This window comes from Xenorhabdus cabanillasii, assembly GCF_003386665.1.
GTDB lineage: Bacteria > Pseudomonadota > Gammaproteobacteria > Enterobacterales > Enterobacteriaceae > Xenorhabdus > Xenorhabdus cabanillasii.
The window spans coordinates 3,142,508-3,160,467 of record NZ_QTUB01000001.1 but is presented as its reverse complement, the minus strand read 5'-3'; the positions used below and the strand labels follow the sequence as shown (position 1 = coordinate 3,160,467).

The 17,960-nt window shown below is 40.7% G+C and carries 18 protein-coding genes and 1 pseudogene; 7 read left to right on the top strand and 12 right to left on the bottom strand.

The genetic code is table 11. The features are described 5' to 3' along the window. Positions 1–36: 36 nt before the first annotated feature. Positions 37–351 carry a BON domain-containing protein gene (locus tag BDD26_RS14645; protein ID WP_038270124.1) on the top strand — a complete coding sequence of 105 codons (315 nt, stop codon included), beginning with the start codon at positions 37–39 and terminating at the stop codon, positions 349–351. A gap of 162 nt (positions 352–513) precedes the next feature. Here the strand turns inward: BDD26_RS14645 and ompW are convergent, their stop codons facing one another. After that, positions 514–1,155 (bottom strand): outer membrane protein OmpW, encoded by a 642-nt coding sequence (gene ompW / locus BDD26_RS14640; RefSeq protein ID WP_115826932.1) that lies wholly within the window; start codon positions 1,153–1,155, stop codon positions 514–516. Positions 1,156–1,533: 378 nt separating this feature from the next. Here ompW and BDD26_RS14635 point away from each other — a divergent pair, with 378 nt between their 5' ends. After that, on the top strand, positions 1,534–2,274 hold the full coding sequence (locus BDD26_RS14635) for a YciC family protein (protein ID WP_115826931.1): 741 nt from the start codon (positions 1,534–1,536) through the stop codon (positions 2,272–2,274). Between the two features lie 44 nt (positions 2,275–2,318). Here the strand turns inward: BDD26_RS14635 and BDD26_RS14630 are convergent, their stop codons facing one another. Continuing rightward, entirely contained in the window at positions 2,319–4,025 is a 1,707-nt protein-coding gene (locus tag BDD26_RS14630) for a SulP family inorganic anion transporter (RefSeq protein ID WP_038270304.1), read from the bottom strand. 208 nt (positions 4,026–4,233) lie between these two features. Here BDD26_RS14630 and BDD26_RS14625 point away from each other — a divergent pair, with 208 nt between their 5' ends. Further along, positions 4,234–4,770: a septation protein A gene (locus BDD26_RS14625; protein ID WP_038270129.1), complete on the top strand. Its 537-nt coding sequence runs from the start codon at positions 4,234–4,236 to the stop codon at positions 4,768–4,770. 75 nt (positions 4,771–4,845) lie between these two features. Further along, positions 4,846–5,280: an acyl-CoA thioester hydrolase YciA gene (yciA, locus tag BDD26_RS14620; protein ID WP_038270132.1), complete on the top strand. Its 435-nt coding sequence runs from the start codon at positions 4,846–4,848 to the stop codon at positions 5,278–5,280. A gap of 175 nt (positions 5,281–5,455) precedes the next feature. Here yciA and BDD26_RS14615 read toward each other — a convergent pair whose 3' ends face one another. From BDD26_RS14615 to BDD26_RS19395, 3 genes are all read right to left on the bottom strand, one after another. Further along, positions 5,456–6,196 (bottom strand): hypothetical protein, encoded by a 741-nt coding sequence (locus BDD26_RS14615; protein WP_115826930.1) that lies wholly within the window; start codon positions 6,194–6,196, stop codon positions 5,456–5,458. Between the two features lie 247 nt (positions 6,197–6,443). Then, the gene (gene tonB, locus BDD26_RS14610) at positions 6,444–7,151 is read right to left on the bottom strand and encodes a TonB system transport protein TonB (protein ID WP_115826929.1); all 708 of its coding nucleotides are present in this window, start codon (positions 7,149–7,151) and stop codon (positions 6,444–6,446) included. Positions 7,152–7,261: 110 nt separating this feature from the next. Continuing rightward, entirely contained in the window at positions 7,262–7,438 is a 177-nt protein-coding gene (locus BDD26_RS19395) for a YciY family protein (RefSeq protein WP_147299020.1), read from the bottom strand. A gap of 325 nt (positions 7,439–7,763) precedes the next feature. On the opposite strand from BDD26_RS19395, the gene cls reads away from it, so the two are divergent. Both cls and BDD26_RS14600 read left to right on the top strand, forming a co-directional pair. After that, positions 7,764–9,224, top strand: coding sequence for a cardiolipin synthase (cls, locus tag BDD26_RS14605; RefSeq protein WP_038270139.1), 1,461 nt, complete (start codon positions 7,764–7,766; stop codon positions 9,222–9,224). A gap of 188 nt (positions 9,225–9,412) precedes the next feature. Further along, the gene (locus tag BDD26_RS14600; protein ID WP_038270305.1) at positions 9,413–9,742 is read left to right on the top strand and encodes an HI1450 family dsDNA-mimic protein; all 330 of its coding nucleotides are present in this window, start codon (positions 9,413–9,415) and stop codon (positions 9,740–9,742) included. A gap of 50 nt (positions 9,743–9,792) precedes the next feature. Here BDD26_RS14600 and BDD26_RS14595 read toward each other — a convergent pair. Then, positions 9,793–10,448: pseudogene (locus tag BDD26_RS14595) on the bottom strand (IS1 family transposase). Between BDD26_RS14595 and BDD26_RS20295 the strand changes: the two are divergent. Further along, positions 10,368–10,544 carry a hypothetical protein gene (locus BDD26_RS20295; protein ID WP_244922830.1) on the top strand — a complete coding sequence of 59 codons (177 nt, stop codon included), beginning with the start codon at positions 10,368–10,370 and terminating at the stop codon, positions 10,542–10,544. The pseudogene BDD26_RS14595 and the gene BDD26_RS20295 sit on opposite strands and share 81 nt — an antisense overlap. A 288-nt stretch (positions 10,545–10,832) precedes the next feature. Here BDD26_RS20295 and BDD26_RS14590 read toward each other — a convergent pair whose 3' ends face one another. From BDD26_RS14590 to oppA, 6 genes are all read right to left on the bottom strand, one after another. Next, positions 10,833–11,633 (bottom strand): phage tail protein, encoded by an 801-nt coding sequence (locus BDD26_RS14590; RefSeq protein ID WP_115826928.1) that lies wholly within the window; start codon positions 11,631–11,633, stop codon positions 10,833–10,835. Positions 11,634–12,351: 718 nt separating this feature from the next. Then, positions 12,352–13,368 carry a murein tripeptide/oligopeptide ABC transporter ATP binding protein OppF gene (gene oppF, locus BDD26_RS14585; protein ID WP_038270143.1) on the bottom strand — a complete coding sequence of 339 codons (1,017 nt, stop codon included), beginning with the start codon at positions 13,366–13,368 and terminating at the stop codon, positions 12,352–12,354. Next, positions 13,365–14,375, bottom strand: a complete 1,011-nt coding sequence (gene oppD, locus BDD26_RS14580; RefSeq protein ID WP_038270145.1) for an ABC transporter ATP-binding protein — start codon at positions 14,373–14,375, stop codon at positions 13,365–13,367. Before oppD ends, oppF begins: the two co-directional genes overlap by 4 nt. A gap of 9 nt (positions 14,376–14,384) precedes the next feature. Then, a complete protein-coding gene (gene oppC, locus BDD26_RS14575; RefSeq protein WP_038270146.1) occupies positions 14,385–15,293 on the bottom strand; it encodes an oligopeptide ABC transporter permease OppC in 909 nt (302 codons plus the stop codon). Positions 15,294–15,308: 15 nt separating this feature from the next. Then, entirely contained in the window at positions 15,309–16,229 is a 921-nt protein-coding gene (oppB, locus tag BDD26_RS14570; RefSeq protein ID WP_038270147.1) for an oligopeptide ABC transporter permease OppB, read from the bottom strand. A gap of 83 nt (positions 16,230–16,312) precedes the next feature. After that, positions 16,313–17,953: an oligopeptide ABC transporter substrate-binding protein OppA gene (oppA, locus tag BDD26_RS14565; protein WP_115826927.1), complete on the bottom strand. Its 1,641-nt coding sequence runs from the start codon at positions 17,951–17,953 to the stop codon at positions 16,313–16,315. Positions 17,954–17,960: the final 7 nt, after the last annotated feature.

The window sequence follows — 17,960 nt, the reverse complement described above, 5'->3', positions numbered from 1 at the left end:
AACAACATTATTTTTTGACATCAACGGAGAACGACTATGAAAAGATTGAAGACAATTCCTGCATTTTTTATTGCTGCCGTTATAGCCGTTACGGTATCTGCATGTGCTCCAACGGCAACAACAGAAAGCACTGGAAACTACATTGATGACACGGTAATCACTACCAAAATAAAAACCGCACTGTTTAAGGTTAATAATTTAAGATCCAATGACATTAATGTAGAAACCTATAAAGGGCGTGTTCAATTAAGTGGATTTGCACGTTCTCCTGAAGAGGTCAAACAAGCAATTCAAATTGCAAGAGGGATTAAGGGAGTTAAAACTGTTATTAACTCCATAAAACTTCGGTGAATAAATTTGAAAAATACCATAAAAATGTGACATAGCATATGCTATGCCACATTGGCTCTCTCTTATACCCTTTATCTTTCAAGATGCAGCTAACAAAGATGCACCTTGAAATCTATTGGGTTATCAAACACACAGGTTAATTACACTCGCATCATCAAATAATCAGAATTTATAACCGACACCAAACATAAATACCCAAGGGTCAAGACGGGTTTTATATTTATAATCCTTATCTCCTGCTTTAAATTTCACATCAGTTTCAATATTCATCCACCAGAGTGAAGTATTCAACATCCAGTTTTTATCCAGTTGATAATCTAAACCTACCTGACCTGCAACCCCCCAGGAATCTTTCAGATCCAGGCTATTTAAATTCGCCGCTTTAACCGTTGCATTATTATTAAATTTTTCATCAAAAAAAGTTGTGTAGTTTACCCCTACACCAATATAAGGGCGTAAATTATTTTCTTTATCACCAAAATAGTATTGTGCCATTAATGTTGGTGGTAAATGTTTAACCCTCGCGATCTCACCGGCTTTTGGCAGGTTAACATTATGCTGAAATGGCGTAGCAGCCAATAATTCAACACCAATGTTATCAGTGACCATATAACCGAAAGTTAAGCCTAACTGTGTGTTATTATTTACATCAAACGAACCTAAACCTAAAACGTTATCAGAGCCAGCATTTGGTCTTACTGTAGCTGTACCTGCACGGAATAGGAAATCACCGGTTTCATGGGCAAAAGTCAATGATGGGGCCAGAGTTACAGCAGCCAAGACAAGCGCAGAAATCTTTTTCATTATCAATCCCATTTATGTGTTCTTAGTATTTACAAATTTATTATTTCATCTATGAGATATTTTTAATTGATCCAAATCAAAGTTATCTGAATATATATTTATGGTGAAGAAAATTTCATATTTTTATATCAATTTTTGATTACAACCTATAATTAAGAATATTAGTATTATATTGACAACTAATATATATCAATTAGATCCTGTTCAGTTAACACAGAACTAACGCAATTATCATGAGAACAAAAATTAACCAAAAAAACACTTCTGGTAACAAATATTGTGCAATAGTTACTAACTTTATCTTTTAAGTATCCAATAATCTGTCGAACAAGGTACAATTGGGTATCATCATTGTTTCATCTGATAGGAGCCATTTTCATGCCCATCACGGTAAATACCCTGTATCGTGACAGCCTCAACTTCTTTAAGCATCAACTGTTGAATATTGTCATACTCTCTGTTTTGGCCGCGTTGGTGACAACACTGCTGGAGCATATTTTCATACCTGATGGTGAGCAACTCAAGTTACTGGTTGAGATACAAGATGCTTTCAAGGAATCAGGCAATGCAAGCATTAAAAACTTCGTAGAACAATTGACCCCGGAAGAGCAGTTAATGTTCCTGCGTACAGCATTCGGGATCCTATTTTCCAACATATTTGGCGATACTTTACTCACTGTCAGTGTATTGATACTTATCAGTGCTATTTCAAACGGGCATCAAACCAACGCATTACAGGTCAGTAAGCTATCGCTTATTCAATTACCTAAGATGTTATTGCTGATGTTTATCTGTACTCTATTGGTTCAGGTGGGTTATGTGTTGATGTTCATCCCAGGAGTTTTGTTTTCAATCACATTTGCATTTGCCCCGATTTTTCTGCTTGATAAAGGTAAAGGGGTCTTTACTTCTATGCAAGAAAGCTGGAGATTAGCGTTCAATAATTTCCGCCTGTTAGTTCCTGCTGTATTATTATGGATTGCAATAAAGCTGATTTTAGTTCTGGGTTTGTCTAGACTGCCTGATATCGCACTATCATCACTGAATAATCTGCTGTCTTCTGTGCTGCTGATTTATCTATTCCGTTTGTATATGCTGACTAAACCACAAAATCAGTAAATTACAAGTTAGTTACATATAAGAAATCAATTGCCTCGCCCTGCTCAGCGAGGCTCTTTCTCTTCAACTTGTTTCTTACTCTGAATCAAACGAATAGCAAAATAGAGATCAGGAACAACAATTAAATCCTCATCACTACGCTTGAGTTTGTTTTGTTTGATCCAGTTCTTCAATTCAGTTCTGCGGCCAGCAAGGATTAACGTTATTCTTTTTCGTTTCAGTTCCGTAATGAGTTCATCCAACGCAGCAAACACACTGACATCATCATAGGTAAAACTGACTGTTGCATCCACGACTAACCATTCAGGGCGTTTTGGGGTACTATTTACATGCTGTAAAATCCGTCTTTTAAAATACCCGACATTAAAGTAAGTTAAAGGTGAATTAAAACGATATATCATCACGCTATCTACTGCTTCAATATCATTACCTTGATTGATTGAGCGGATCATACCTTGCTCATTCACACCCAACAGCTGATCAGAAGGACGAAAAATAATACGTAAAAATTGTAATAAACCCAGTAATACCGCAAAACCAATACCATCAATTACACCGACTAATAAAACTGCAATCAATGTGAAAATAGATAATATAAAAGCCTGACGATTACGTTTCCGATATGCCCAGATATTCTTTAACCCGAGTAATGACCAGGTAGAAAAGATCAGGACAATGCCTAATGATGATAATGGGATATATGACAGAAATTCAGTCATAAAAAATAATACTAATAATATGGCTATTGCAGAGATAATCGATACCATCTGCGTTTTCCCACCAAGAGCATCATTGACTGCGGTACGGCTGCTGGCGGCGCTGACTGCAAATCCCTGTGATAACGATGACGCAATATTGGCGATGCCTAACGCCCGTAATTCTAAATCTGCATCCACCTGATAACCATTTTTACTGGCAAAACTGCGTGCTGTCATCATGAAACTGACAAAACTGATCACCGCAAGGTTGATGGAAGGAACAACCAAATCACGTATATTGCCGAATTCGAATTCAGGCATTGGGACAATCGGCAAACCGCCCTCCATATGACCAACAATCTGAATACCATATTGACTCAATTCAAATTGCCAACTCACATAAGTAGAAATGATCATCGCCAGCAATGGTGCGGGCCAACCTGGTCGCAGAAAACGTACACTCAGCAGAACTAATAACGTCATTACGGACATCCCGACAGTCGGCCAATGAGATGCCAGTAATTTATGCGGTAATGCAACCAATCGTTCAATCAATTCTGGTGGTAAACCGGAAAGCCCAAATACTTTGGCGATCTGATCCGCCATAATAGTAATCGCTACTCCATTAATAAAACCTTTTAAGATGGGTCTGGAGATAAAATCAGCAAATGCTCCCAGCCGAAAATGACTTGCCAGTATGCACCAAAACCCTGTCATCAATGTCATCACGATGGCGAGCTGCCAGCGAACATCTTCATTCCCTAACGCCAAAGGAGTAACCGCAGCCGCGATAACAGCACATGTTGCCGCATCCGGCCCGACTATCAACTGGCGAGATGTTCCAAACATTGCATAAGCAATCATGGGTAAAATACAGGCATACAGGCCAATGATAGCGCTTATTCCCATTAATTCAGCATAAGCAATCGCAACAGGCAAGGCGACAGCAGCAACAGACAAACCGGCTCGCACATCATGCCTGAAATACTCTTTACGGTAGTGACAAAGACTCTCCAATCCCGGCATCCAGCGATATAATCTTTTCCACTTCAACACGCTTTTCCACAATGTGCTTTTCCACAACATAGCATTACAGTCCTTTCGTGAAATGAGACACATTATAATGCTGTGTTAAATCAAAACTCACAATCCTCATCATTCTGCTCCCAACCTTTTTCTTTAAACCATTTCATTGAGATCTGATACACTCTGGCATAAATTCAGGAACATGCCATCATCGGTATTAAAGTGAGCCCAATTTATGAAACAACTTTTAGACTTTTTGCCATTAGTCGTTTTTTTCGTCGTCTACAAGATGTACGACATTTTCTATGCTTCAGGAGCGTTGATAGCAGCGACAGGCCTGGCCGTTGTCATCACCTATTTGATCTATCGTAAAGTTGAAAAATCCTCCTTAATTACATTTGTCATGGTTGCCATCTTCGGCACATTGACATTGGCTTTTCACAGCGATTTATTCATCAAATGGAAGGTAACTGCCGTTTATACTATTTTTGCCTTGGTTCTGCTTATTAGCCAATGGGTTATGAAAAAGCCACTGATCCAACGGATGTTGGGTAAAGAATTAAAATTACCTGATACTATCTGGAACAAGCTGAACATGGCTTGGGCAATCTTCTTTATCACCTGCGCGTTGGCAAATATTTATGTTGCTTTCTGGCTACCTCAAAATATTTGGGTAAACTTTAAAGTGTTCGGGTTAACAGCATTAACACTGGTCTTTACCGTATTGAGTGTGATATATATCTACCGCCATCTGCCTCGCGAACAAGAATAATAATAACTTTCATATGGATACCTGCTGAATTACTGGCAGGTATTGTTGTAATCACCAAATAAAGCAAGTTTTCTAATGACACAACAACAATGCTTACCAAATGGAGAATTGGTTCTCCGTACACTGGCCATGCCCGCTGACACTAATGCCAATGGAGATATCTTCGGTGGCTGGCTGATGTCTCAAATGGATATTGGCGGCGCAATTCTGGCAAAAGAAATTGCTCTGGGACGCGTAGTTACTGTCAGCGTAAATGGAATCAGTTTCCTAAAACCAGTTGCGGTAGGTGACGTCGTTTGCTGTTATGCCCGTTGTCTGAAAACGGGAAATTCATCCATCACCATTCATATTGAAGTTTGGGTGAAGAAAGTAGCCTCTGAACCAGTTGGGCAACGTTACCGGGCAACAGAAGCTGTTTTCACATACGTAGCTGTTAATGAAAATAATACTTCCCGTCCTTTACCGGAAGGGAAAAGAAACTTCAAACTGGAAAGCAGTGATTCCGAGTAACGATTCATTAGAAACGTAACTCACAAACTAAAGGAGCGCATTGAATGAGCTCCTTTTTTATTGCTAATTTTTATTGCTGATAAGTAATGATAAATTAAAAAACATAAAGTTTAACGCTTATAATGCTTTTGTTGTCATTTTACTGGCAGGAGATATTATCTCGTATTTAAATAACTCAATGAAAGGTTTCTACTTGACCATCCTGATATATAGCAGACATACGATAAACCTGCTTATCACTACACTCAACCGTCAGATATGTATATTTTTTTAAAGGCGATAAACTTTCCGCAGAAGGTGATGAGGAGCCGGGTGATTTTAATAACAAACACATTCCCTGATGATTCCATTCCATCATCCGATGTTTCCACCTATCATTATAGTCTTCTGCTAAGCAAACAATATCTGCCCATGGATCACAAACCCATGTGCCCTCCGGCAATTCGTGATATATAGTTCCAATCTTTGGCCTACGAACTATAGAATCAGGATGATCCAGCAATAAGAATACATGATCGTATACACCCAATGTGTAAATCTGCTGAATGTAAATAGGACAAGTTAACTGAGGGTATTCGTAATTCCAACTTGCGCTATATAACTCCCAGATATCTTTTGCACGTTCTTTAGTTAAATAAATGTATGCTGCTAAACAAAGTTCAGGACAGTTCCCAACCAGGTTGTTATGCTCATTACTTAATAAATACTGATGCTTTTGATCAATTTCTTTTAAATTATAGAGTTCAAGACGAATTTTCTTATGTCTCTCCATCCTGCTGACAATCGTACTTCTTTGATATATTGACTGTTCAGATTCTGGTAATACACTGAGATCAGGATAAAATTTATTAGTTGTTCTTCTACCAAAGAATCTTTTGGCATACTTAATTGCATCATGTAAAATATCGTCAATCATAAAATTAATCTGCTTTATTAAAATAGGAAAAAGCTCAGCTGGCCTACAGCAATATTCCAATTTGACTTAGATATCCCTCATGATTATTGCATCTTAAAATTTCTTTAAGATTATCATGAAAAAGTGTTTATTCCCCTTCCCTTGAATTCAGTAAAACAAAGTTAAATACAAAAATCCAGAATTTTATATGAGAGCAGGAGACATTTTATATCTCCTGCTATTGATGTGGGATATTACTGATAAGAAATTATGATAATGAAACTCCTGTCAACTTGAATTCAATGGTAGTCATATACCCCGTTGCCGGTTTCTTTTCATATCGCCATTTCCTCATGGCTTTTTTCACCTCACGCTCGAAAACATTTTTAGGATCCGCAGAAATAATTTCTATATTCTTAACCCGGCCATTTTCATCAATATCATATTTTACCCGCACAGTGCCTTCTGTACCCAACTGCTGCGCTCTGGATGGATAAACAGGATCCATCCTGTTCAACGCCTTCGGCCCATTTTGAGCTTTAGGGATGTCTCTGATAGCAGAATCAGTTGGTTTCTGGTCATTCAAGTTTTTTGCTAACAGAGGTTCCTGATCCGTAATCGGTTTCACAGGTTCTTCTGATGTTTTTTCCGTCTTTATCTCTTTTGGCTTAAACTCTTTTTTAGCAATTTTCTTCTCTTTCGGTTTCTTTTCAGGCTTAGGTTTAGGTAGCGCTATTTTTGCAATAGGTTCAGGCTCAGGTTCTGGTTCAGAAATGGACTCAGGTGTAGCAGCTTCAGAAACAGGAACCTCTTCTGCTGCCAACTGGATCATAGCGACAGACATCGGAGGTACTTCCGGTGATTCTCCAGATTTAATGGAGCCAAAAAGCGCCACAGCAATGAAAATATGTAAACAAACAGAAAGTAGTACTGGCCAGTGTATCCAACGCATAAGAAAATTCTTGATTAGCAGCATGATAGTCAATTTTAGGATAGCCATTAGTTTAAATGCAAATGACTATCATATTCAATAAAGATCCAAAAACATCTGCATCATGCCACATACACATATCAGATTTAAAACAGCTACAGCTCTGCGTTTTGTATGAACAGAATCGACCTGCGATGTTTGTAATTATCCATCTTACGCAATGTGTAGATACGTGAATTTCGGCGTGACTGACCTTCTAACCAACGACGGCGGCGGATATTTTTTTGACGAAGGAGACGCCATCTTCCTACTTCATTCCTGCTTTTTTTCATAAAATACCCTGGTTGTTTAAACTTTCTCTCAATACAAGTGAATGACATTATTCTTAAATGTCATTATCAAGGATGTCAACTAATCACAGATTTGTCTCAATATTCATATTGAATATGTTTCATCATAATTTAATAAAACAAATAAATAACATCTGATTAGCCAAATCCAATCATATAATATATAAGATTGGATTTGACTGTATATTGGCAATATTTTGGTTATTTTCTGCCAATTTGGCTGTATTCCCTTGATAGTTTTTCCAAATTTCCAGAAACTTGCACTAACAACAGTATTAAAATACCTAAACAGGATTGATTGCCACCGATGACAACCATTTATTCTGTACTGAGCTGGCTGGCGTTTTTCTTATACTGGCTGATTATTGCTGGTATCACCATTCGGGTTCTGATGAAACGTCGGCCAGTGACATCAGCGATGACTTGGGTGCTTATCATTTACATCCTTCCTTTAGTCGGAGTTGTTGCTTATTTGTCATTTGGCGAACTGCATCTGGGTAAACGCAGAGTTGAACAAGCAAAACAGATGCGCTCGTCTGTGGCTAATTGGCTCTCTGAGCTAAGGAAATCGAAGCATATCTTTGCCAATGAAAACAGTGAAGTGGCTGCTCCACTGTTCCGGTTATGTGAACGCCGCCAAAAAATAAGAGGTGTCAGAGGCAACCAAATGCAACTCATGACTTCTTATGAAAAGTCTCTGAAATCGATCATCAATGATATAGAAAACGCTGATCACAGTATCGAAATGGTGTTTTATATATGGCAGGCTGGCGGGTTGGTTGATCAGGTTACTGACGCTTTAATGCGTGCAGCTAAGCGCGGTGTCAAATGCCGTATAATGGTGGATTCAGCAGGAAGCTGGCAATTTTGCCGTAGCCCCTACTCTGACATTATGCGTAAGAGCGGCATTGAATTTGTAGAATCACTAAAAGTTAATATCTTCCGTCTGTTTTTACGTCGCATGGATTTGCGGCAACATAGAAAAATTATTCTTATCGATAACTATATTTCATATACCGGTAGTATGAATATGGTAGATCCCCGTTTTTTCAAACAGGATGCAGGAGTTGGTCAATGGATCGATATCATGGTAAGAATGGAAGGCCCTGTCACAGCAACATTGGGAATTATCTATGCTTTCGACTGGGAAATGGAAACGGGTCAACGCCATCTGCCACCGCCACCTGACAGTAATATTATGCCTTTTGAACAGGCATCCGGGCATACCGCTCAGGTCATTGCTTCCGGCCCCGGTTTTCCCGATGAGTTGATCCAGCAATCCCTAATGACTGCTATTTTTGCTGCCAGAGAGCAACTCATTCTTACTACGCCCTACTTTGTGCCCAGTGACGATTTAATGCACGCAATCTGTACTGCGGCCATGCGCGGGGTTGATGTCAGCATTATTGTGCCAAGCCAGAACAACTCATTCCTTGTACGCTGGGCAAGCCGGGCATTTTTTACAGAATTGCTGGAAGCAGGCGTGAAAATTTATCAATTCGAGGACGGGTTATTACACACAAAAAGCGTTTTAGTAGATGGGCAACTCAGCATGGTTGGCTCTGTCAATTTGGATATGCGCAGCTTGTGGTTGAACTTTGAAATCACAGTTATTATTGACGACGGGCTGTTTGGCAGTGACTTGATGCTTGTCCAGCAGGATTATATTACCCGTTCTACACTACTTGACAGTGAGGAATGGCTAAAGCGCCCCGTCCGGCACCGCATCCTTGAACGTCTCTGTTATTTTTTCAGCCCGCTTCTGTGAGTTGCAGCGCAAAAAACGCTGCTGAATACGGACATATGGGCATTCATCATAGCCCCATCAATACTAATGGGGCTATTATTTTAGGTTAACAGTATCCAATCACTGCTGTTCATGTTTTAATTTTTCTCAGTTATTTATTAAGCTCAGGCAATACCATCATGGAAAATCAACCAACACATCCACATTCTCTGCAATTAAACCTCAACAACCGAATGACCGAAGATGAAGCGCTGGAAAAAGCCTACGACATATTTCTGGAACAAGCAGTCGCTAATCTCGATCCTGCCGATAGTTTACTGTTTAGTTTACAGTTTGAAGAACGTGGTGGTGCAGAGTTATCAGAACCTTCAAAAATATGGCTCGCACATGTTGATTTTGAGTTAGATCCTGATTTCTTTTCGGAGGTAATTATTGGACTGGCAGAGTCTGACGACGCAGAAATTGATGATATATTTGCGCGTGTACTGATTTGTCGGGAAAAGGCGCATCCGGTTTGTCGGGTATTGTGGAAAAAATGAAATATTAAACCAATTAATTTAGGATCACGTATTCAATCCGTTGAACTGCCTTAAATGTAGTCTTCTCTTTCGATAAAAGTACCGATAACTTTGTCGTGCATTTCGGGGTATTTTGAGTAGCCCAGTGTTTTGCGGTTCAAGCGCTTAATTCGATTACGTAGGGTAAGATTTTCACGTTCGATACGTTGCGTAAAACTTTTCCCGACGAGGTGTCTATTTTCAGGTAGCATATTGTCGGCTTTAAATTTATCTGTACACCAAAAAGCGATATTGAATCGAGATAATCTTTTCAGAAGCTTTTTAAGCGTTTTCTTGTTCCGCCTTCCAAACGTGTGAGCAATAATACGCTTTAGCCGGTGCTCCCAAGCGTACCATAACCCGCGTTGGCATTTCTTATTCCCGACAAACGGCCCCATTTCGTCAACTTTGCAGATAAGCTGGACTTCGATATTATCCAACGTGAGTCTTGTTACGCATCACAGTTTAAGTTTTTTAAAACACGGACGACGGCATTAATACTGATATGTAATGCCCGGGCAGTATCTCGAATGCTTGAATTGTTCATAGCAAGATCAACGAGTTGTTCTTTTATACCCGCTTAGCACGCCCGATAGGCGTATTCAAGTTGAAAGGTTCGCTTGCAGGAGAAACAGCGATAGCGTTGATGCCCCGCATTGCCTTTACCGTGTTTTTTGACGAATTCAATTTGTTGACAAAATCGACATCTTACTTCAATCGTCGCCATTTCATTTCTCCGAAAAAATGGCGATTATACACAACCATCAATGGGTTGAATACGTGACCGAAGCATGTAACGATATATCAATCAGGGAATATTGGCGGGTTGCTGCGGCTCGAAGCATAGTGGTCACATTGGATAAAAAAGGCTTTGGGAAGAATGGATTATGTTACAAAACCTCGTTGAAAGTTATATGCTAATCAAGTCTCTTGATCTTTAAGATGTGACCAAGAAACAGTCCTGAGCCAGCTATTCATATTTTTTCTATACTGCCGAGTATACCAACTTACTTCAGGCAGACACAGATTAACCCGCAAAATAATTGCGGGTTATAATATATTCAATCAGGATTTAAGCTGCTCTCACGATGTAATTGAATGCTACGTTACGTGGACGAGCTGATACATAAGCCCACCAGTCATAACGATGCGCTATATCATTTCGATTCCAAGATATCCATTTCTTACCTTTAATACTCTTCCATTGGGTGTCTGTCATAGGATCACCAAACGCATATTTAGGTTCACCAATAGAGCTTATATCTCCAGTATCGTTGTCATCAAAACCTGAAACGATGGTGCCCTCTTGGTGCGTTAATATTTCTCTGTTTGGATCCGCACCACGCCCACTATCTAACCCACGAATAAATTCTCCTCTCAAATCAGGTAACTTTCCTGACGGATAGGCAAGAGCAAGTTTCGGGTATTTTGTTCTATCAAATGACTTACCGTTACATATTAGCCATCCTTCTGGTGGAGTTTCTGTCGGCCAAGGAACGGGGACTCCAACGGGCAATGCTGACCCTTCTGCCAATCCAAGATTTTTAACAAATTCTTCTTTATTAGGTATATCCGCGCCATTCTGATTTTTCGCCAGACGAGTATCAGCATTCTCATTGGCTTTGTTTGCTAAATCATATGTTGTCTTAACTGCTTTTGGTGTTGCTGCATTAGTTTCGCTATCACTACCAACATCATTACTGAGAGTAACAAATCCTTTATCTTGCAATGTTGCATCTGGATGATTGCGACTTTTAGCATGATCTTCAATCGATTCTCTAACCAAATCTCTGACGTATTCCGGTGTTGTAACGACAACAAGGCCACCATCGTCTAAGGCTTTTGACTCAGGTTTTTTATCTTGAATGCTCATAGTCATTCCCTCATTTAATCAACAATACACATTGCTAAATAACATGAAGGCGGTGGGATACTTCTCCGCCTGTGAACATCAATAAAATCGGTTCATCAATACTGGAGAGTACGGCTTGACTAATATTTGATAAGTTGCACGTTTTGATGGCAGGATGACATAAAATAGCAGATGGAGAATTAATAAAATTTATCTCGCTACTGATAATTGTTATGGCCAAATAATTCAAGACACCATGTAAATCAGCTAAATCTGATAACAGTCAAAAAAAGTGTGCTCAATGAAAAACTATCAATCAATCTGAGTTATTATTCACCAAAAATTCAAACAAGTGATCAAACACCCGTTACAACCTGTTGATATGTCTTATAGTCTGGATATCAACACCAGCATATTGTGTAATGGATAAAACAATACCGGGCTAAATTTCAAAGATAACCCCTTTGCGGCAAACACACTCTCCGCTCAACGCTGGATTAATGTATTGGAAATTCAGGTAAAGTGTCTGGAAACGGAAAAAGCCATTTTAAAGCAGGTGGCTGTATTGATGAGCGAAATACTCAACAGATTTGCACGCTAATCATACAGTTAATTTACAATTAATCGGTTAAGCATCACTATTTTTCAGCCATAAATAAGCCCTCATAACGAGGGCTTTGATAAATATTAATGACTAAGTCATATAACCGATTCACTTATCACAATATCTGTTTCCTTGCTACAGCGGATCCACCTTAAGACAAGAAACCGCATGTTTGAAACTACCTTCCAGTAATGGGCGCGTTCTGGCACATTCTGCATCAGCCATTGGACAACGGGTGCGGAATACACATCCTGATGGGGGGTTAATCGGTGAAGGTAGTTCCCCTTCCAGCAATTCAATATGTTTGTTGCGTTCTTTATCCGGGTCAGGAATAGGTACTGCTGACATCAATGCCCGGGTATATGGATGCAGAGGATTGTGATAAACCTCGTCGTAAGTCCCCAGCTCCACTGCGTTCCCCAAATACATGACCAATACTCGATCTGAGATATGTTTTACTATTGAGAGATCATGAGCGATAAAGATCAAGGAAAGCCCCATTTCCCGCTGTATTTCCTGCAATAAATTTACAACCTGCGCCTGGATAGAAACATCCAATGCAGAAACAGGCTCGTCACAGATGATCAGTTTAGGCTCCAGAATCAGGGCTCTGGCAATACCAATACGCTGACACTGCCCGCCTGAAAATTCGTGGGGATAGCGGTTAATCAGGTTAGGCAATAAACCTACCTTCATCATCATCTTTTTAACCCTTTCTTTTACCTCCACATCTTTCATTTTGGGGTAATAAGTCTTTAGTGGTTCGGCGATGATGTCACCAATAGTCATACGTGGGTTAAGGGATGCCAGCGGATCCTGAAAAATCATCTGAATGTCATTACGAATATCCCGCCACTGCTTTTCATTGATATCAAAAAGGTTTTGACCAAGCCAGGTAACCGAACCACCAGAAGCTTTGACTAATCCAATAACCGCTCTGGCAAGGGTTGATTTACCACAGCCTGATTCACCTACAACTCCCAGCGTTTCTCCTTCGTATAGTCTCAAGGTAACACCATCTACGGCTTTCAATGTTTTCGCAGATTGCCAGAACCACTGCTTGCCATCCTTGATATCAAAATAAACTTTTAGATCATCAACTTCCAGGAGGACGCTTTTTTCAGTTATTGTGTTTGTACCAACTGTATTCATACTAATTCCTCCTGACGTCTGAAGCAGGCACGTAAGCGCCCAAGGTCAAACTGTTCCAATGGTGGTTCTTCGCTCGCACAATGTTCAGTAGCAAACTGACAACGTGGCTGGAATGGACAGCCTTTTGGCAAACGCAGTAAGTTCGGAGGATTGCCCTGAATTGTTGCCAGAGATTCTTCATCACCATCCAGCCGGGGAACAGCGTTAAGCAATCCAATCGAATAAGGATGTGTCGGACGATAGAATATGTCGCGCGCAGTACCATATTCCATGGTCCTGCCCGCATACATAACCAACACTTTGTCACAAATACCGGCAACCACTCCCAAGTCATGGGTGATTATAATGATGGCGGTGTTAAATTCTTTTTTCAGTTCGTTAAGTAAGGTCATGATCTGCGCCTGAACAGTGACGTCCAGTGCAGTAGTAGGTTCATCCGCAATCAGCAACTTAGGCTGACACAACAGCGCCATTGCTATCATGACGCGCTGACGCATTCCACCAGAAAATTCATGCGGGAACATTTTCATGCGTTTACGCGCTTCTGGCATTTTGACAGCATCCAGCATTCGGATGGATTCTTCAACGGCTGCACTCTTGCTCATATTTTTATGCAGCATCAGCACTTCGGTCAGCTGATCACCTACCCGCATATAAGGATTGAGAGATGTCATAGGATCCTGGAAGATCATCGAGATTTCTTCCGCTCTCATCTTATTCAACTCTTTTTCTTGCAGGTTAAGAATTTCTCGCCCGTTAAAAACCGCTGATCCACTAACCGCACCATTACTGGCCAGCAATCCCATTAATGCAAATGCTGTCTGAGACTTACCGGAACCTGATTCACCCACAATGCCCAGGGTCTCCCCTGCCTGCAAATCAAAATTCAGTTTATTCACTGCTGTTACGTTACCATCAGGCGTACTGAATACCACGTTTAAATCATTCACCGTTAATAGTGGTTCTTCAGCGCTTTTAGCATGTTTTATCGTTTCTACGCTATTCATAGGCTCTCCTTAACGGTCTTTCGGGTCGAGGGCATCTCGCAGGCCGTCACCAATAAAGTTAAAACAAAACAGGGTCATTACCAGAAAGCCCGCAGGAAATAAGAGTAACCACGGAGCCACTTCCATTGAATTAGCACCATCACTTAATAAAGCTCCCCAACTGCTTAGGGGTTCTTGCGTTCCCAATCCGAGGAAACTGAGGAAAGATTCAAACAGGATCATACTTGGCACCAGCAATGAAGCATAAACTACCACCACACCCAGTACGTTTGGCACGATATGGCGTAAAACGATGTGACGGGTAGATACACCACAGACCAATGCAGCTTCAATGAACTCTTTGCGCTTGAGGCTCAATGTCTGGCCCCGGACGATACGTGCCATGTCCAACCATGACACCATACCTATCGCAACAAAAATCAGCAGGATGTTTTGCCCAAAGAAAGTCACTAACAAGATAACGAAGAACATAAATGGGAAGGAGTTCAGGATTTCCAGCAAACGCATCATGACCATATCGACTTTGCCACCAAGATAGCCGGACATCGCGCCATATAATGTGCCGAATATCACAGCAATCAGAGCAGCCGCTAGACCAACCATTAATGAAATGCGTCCGCCGATGGCTACACGGACTAACAGATCACGACCGGATGAATCTGTACCAAAATAGTGGTGTGATTCGAAATCAGGTGGCATGGTCATCATGTTCCAGTCAGTGTCGTCGTAGGCATACTGAGATAACATTGGTGCCAGAATGACAAATAATGTGATTAAAAATAGGATACATAAACTTGTAATTGCTGCTTTATTGTGCATAAAACGGCGGCGTGCATCCTGCCACAAACTGCGGCCTTCAATTTCCAGCTGCTCAGAGAAATTTTCCAGAGCTTCGCTATTTTTCTTATTTAGTAACATTGCGTGCTCCAGTCTTTAGTAACGTATTTTCGGATCGATGACGGCATACAGCACATCAACGATGGCGTTGAACATAATGGTCAGCCCGCCTACTAAAATCGTCAGGCTCAACACTAATGAGTAGTCACGGTTTAATGCACCATTAACGAACAATTGCCCCAGACCGGGTAAACCGAAGATAGTTTCAATAACCATTGAACCGGTAATAATGCCCACAAAGGCTGGTCCCATATAGGAAATCACTGGTAACAAGGCGGGTTTCAATGCATGACGGAAAATAATCGCTCGTAATGGCAGCCCTTTGGCTCTTGCTGTTCGGATAAAGTTGGAATGCAGAACTTCGATCATGGAACCACGGGTAATACGGGAAATACTGGCGATATAAGAAAGGGATAAAGCAACCATCGGCAAGAGCATATATTTAGGTGCGCCACCATTCCAGCCACCTCCCGGCAGCCACTTTAATGTAATGGCAAATATCAGAACCAATAAAGGGGCCACCACGAAACTCGGGATAACCACCCCCGTCATAGCAAACCCCATTACCGTATAATCCCATTTAGTATTCTGATTCAGCGCAGCAATAACCCCCGCACTGACACCAAATATAACTGCCATAATAAAAGCAGCGGCACCTAATTTAGCAGAAACGGGCAACGCTTCTGCCACCAAATCATTTACACTGTAGTCCTTATACTTGAATGAAGGGCCAAAATCCCCTTTGGAGAGTTGAATTAAGTAATTAAAATATTGTTTATAGATAGGATCATTCAAATGGTATTTTGCTTCAATATTCGCCATCACTTCAGGTGGGAGCTTTCTTTCCCCGGTAAATGGGCTACCCGGAGCAAGCCGCATCATGAAGAACGAAATCGTGATGAGAATGAAAAGTGTCGGGATCGCCTCTAAGCAGCGGCGTAAAATAAATTTAAGCATTGCCCGTTCCTATTATCTGACCAAACCTTGGTCTTAATTATCTGATATGCAGGCAGCTCATTACTTAAGCCACCCGCTGATTCCTAATGTTTTATGATGTACATGTCCTTGGTATGGAAGTTGTCCAGCGGATCTTTGCCGGTGTAACCACCTACATAAGGTTTTAATAAACGGGTGTTTGTATGGTAAAAGAGAGGAACCACTGCGGAATCTTTATCCAATTGCGCATTAGCCTTAGCATAGATTTCGGCTCGCTCTTCATCAGTTTTCGCTTGCAATGACTGTTTCATTAAGGCATCAAATTCTTTGCTCTTATAATGAGAAGTATTATTGCTACTATTGGATAACATAGGATTCAAGAAGGTAGAGGCTTCGTTGTAGTCAGCACACCATCCGGCTCTGGCTACGTCATAATTGCCCTGATGACGGGAATCAAGGAAGGTTTTCCATTCCTGGTTTTCGAGAGAAACTTCAACACCGATATTCTTTTTCCAAACAGATGCAGCTGCAATGGCTAATTTTTTATGTAGATCGGAAGTGTTATACAGTAACTTAATTTTCAGTGGGTTATCTTTGGTAAATCCAGCTTCTGCCAGTAGCTTTTTCGCTTCTTCGTTACGCTGCTGTTGATTTAGTTTTACGTACCAATCTGGTTTCTCATCTTTAAAATCGGCGATATAGGGTGGTGTATAACCATAAGCCGGTATATCACCCTGATTTTTTACCTTATGAGTCATAAGATCGCGATCCATACCCAATTTTAGCGCGGTGCGTACTCGAGGATCATTAAATGGCGGCTTCTCATTATTAATCTCGTAGTAATAGGTGCACAATTTTGGGTTAGAACGTAATTGTTCAGGGATCTCTTTTTTCAGTTTTTGGAATAGCTCAACGGGTAAGTTGTCATAACTCATCTCAATTTCGCCGGCACGATAACGATTAACATCAGTGACTTCAGAGGAGATAGGCAGGACAGTGACTTGATCAATGACTGTATTTTTATTATCCCAGTACATTGGATTACGTTCTAAGACAAGGCGCTCATTAATCACCCAACTTTTCACTTTATAAGCACCATTGCCGACAAAATGCTGTGGCTGTGTCCATCTTTCAGCGTATTTTTCAACAGTCGCACGATGCACTGGTGATGTTGATGTGTGAACCATTAATCGGACTAAATAAGGTACAGGCTCGCTAAGTGTTAATTGTAATGTATGGTCATCTAATGCTTTAACACCCAATGTTTCCGGTTTTTTCTTACCTTTGATGATATCATCAACATTCAGAAGATGAGCATATTGCATGTAACTTGCATAAGGGGATGCAGTGTTTGGATCAGTTGCTCGACGCCAACTGTAAACAAAATCTTGTGCCGTGAAAGGATCACCGTTTGACCATTTCGCGTCTTTACGCAGGTGGAATGTCCAGACTGTGAAATCCGGGCTATGTTCCCAGCTCTCGGCAACACCCGGAATAATTTTGCCGTCAGGGTCATTAATCACCAGTGTTTCAAATAAATCACGGGCAATATTTGATTCTGGTACACCTTCTATTTTATGTGGATCCAGTGATTGTGGTTCAGTGCCATTATTACGTACCAGAGTTTGTTTTTCTGCCAGTTGTACACCCGCAGGAACTTTTGCCGCAAATGCCTGTACCCCGATCATCATGCTTAATGCTACCGTAACGCCAGCAGCAATTTTCTTTTTTGTTGTGTTTATCATCTTTTAT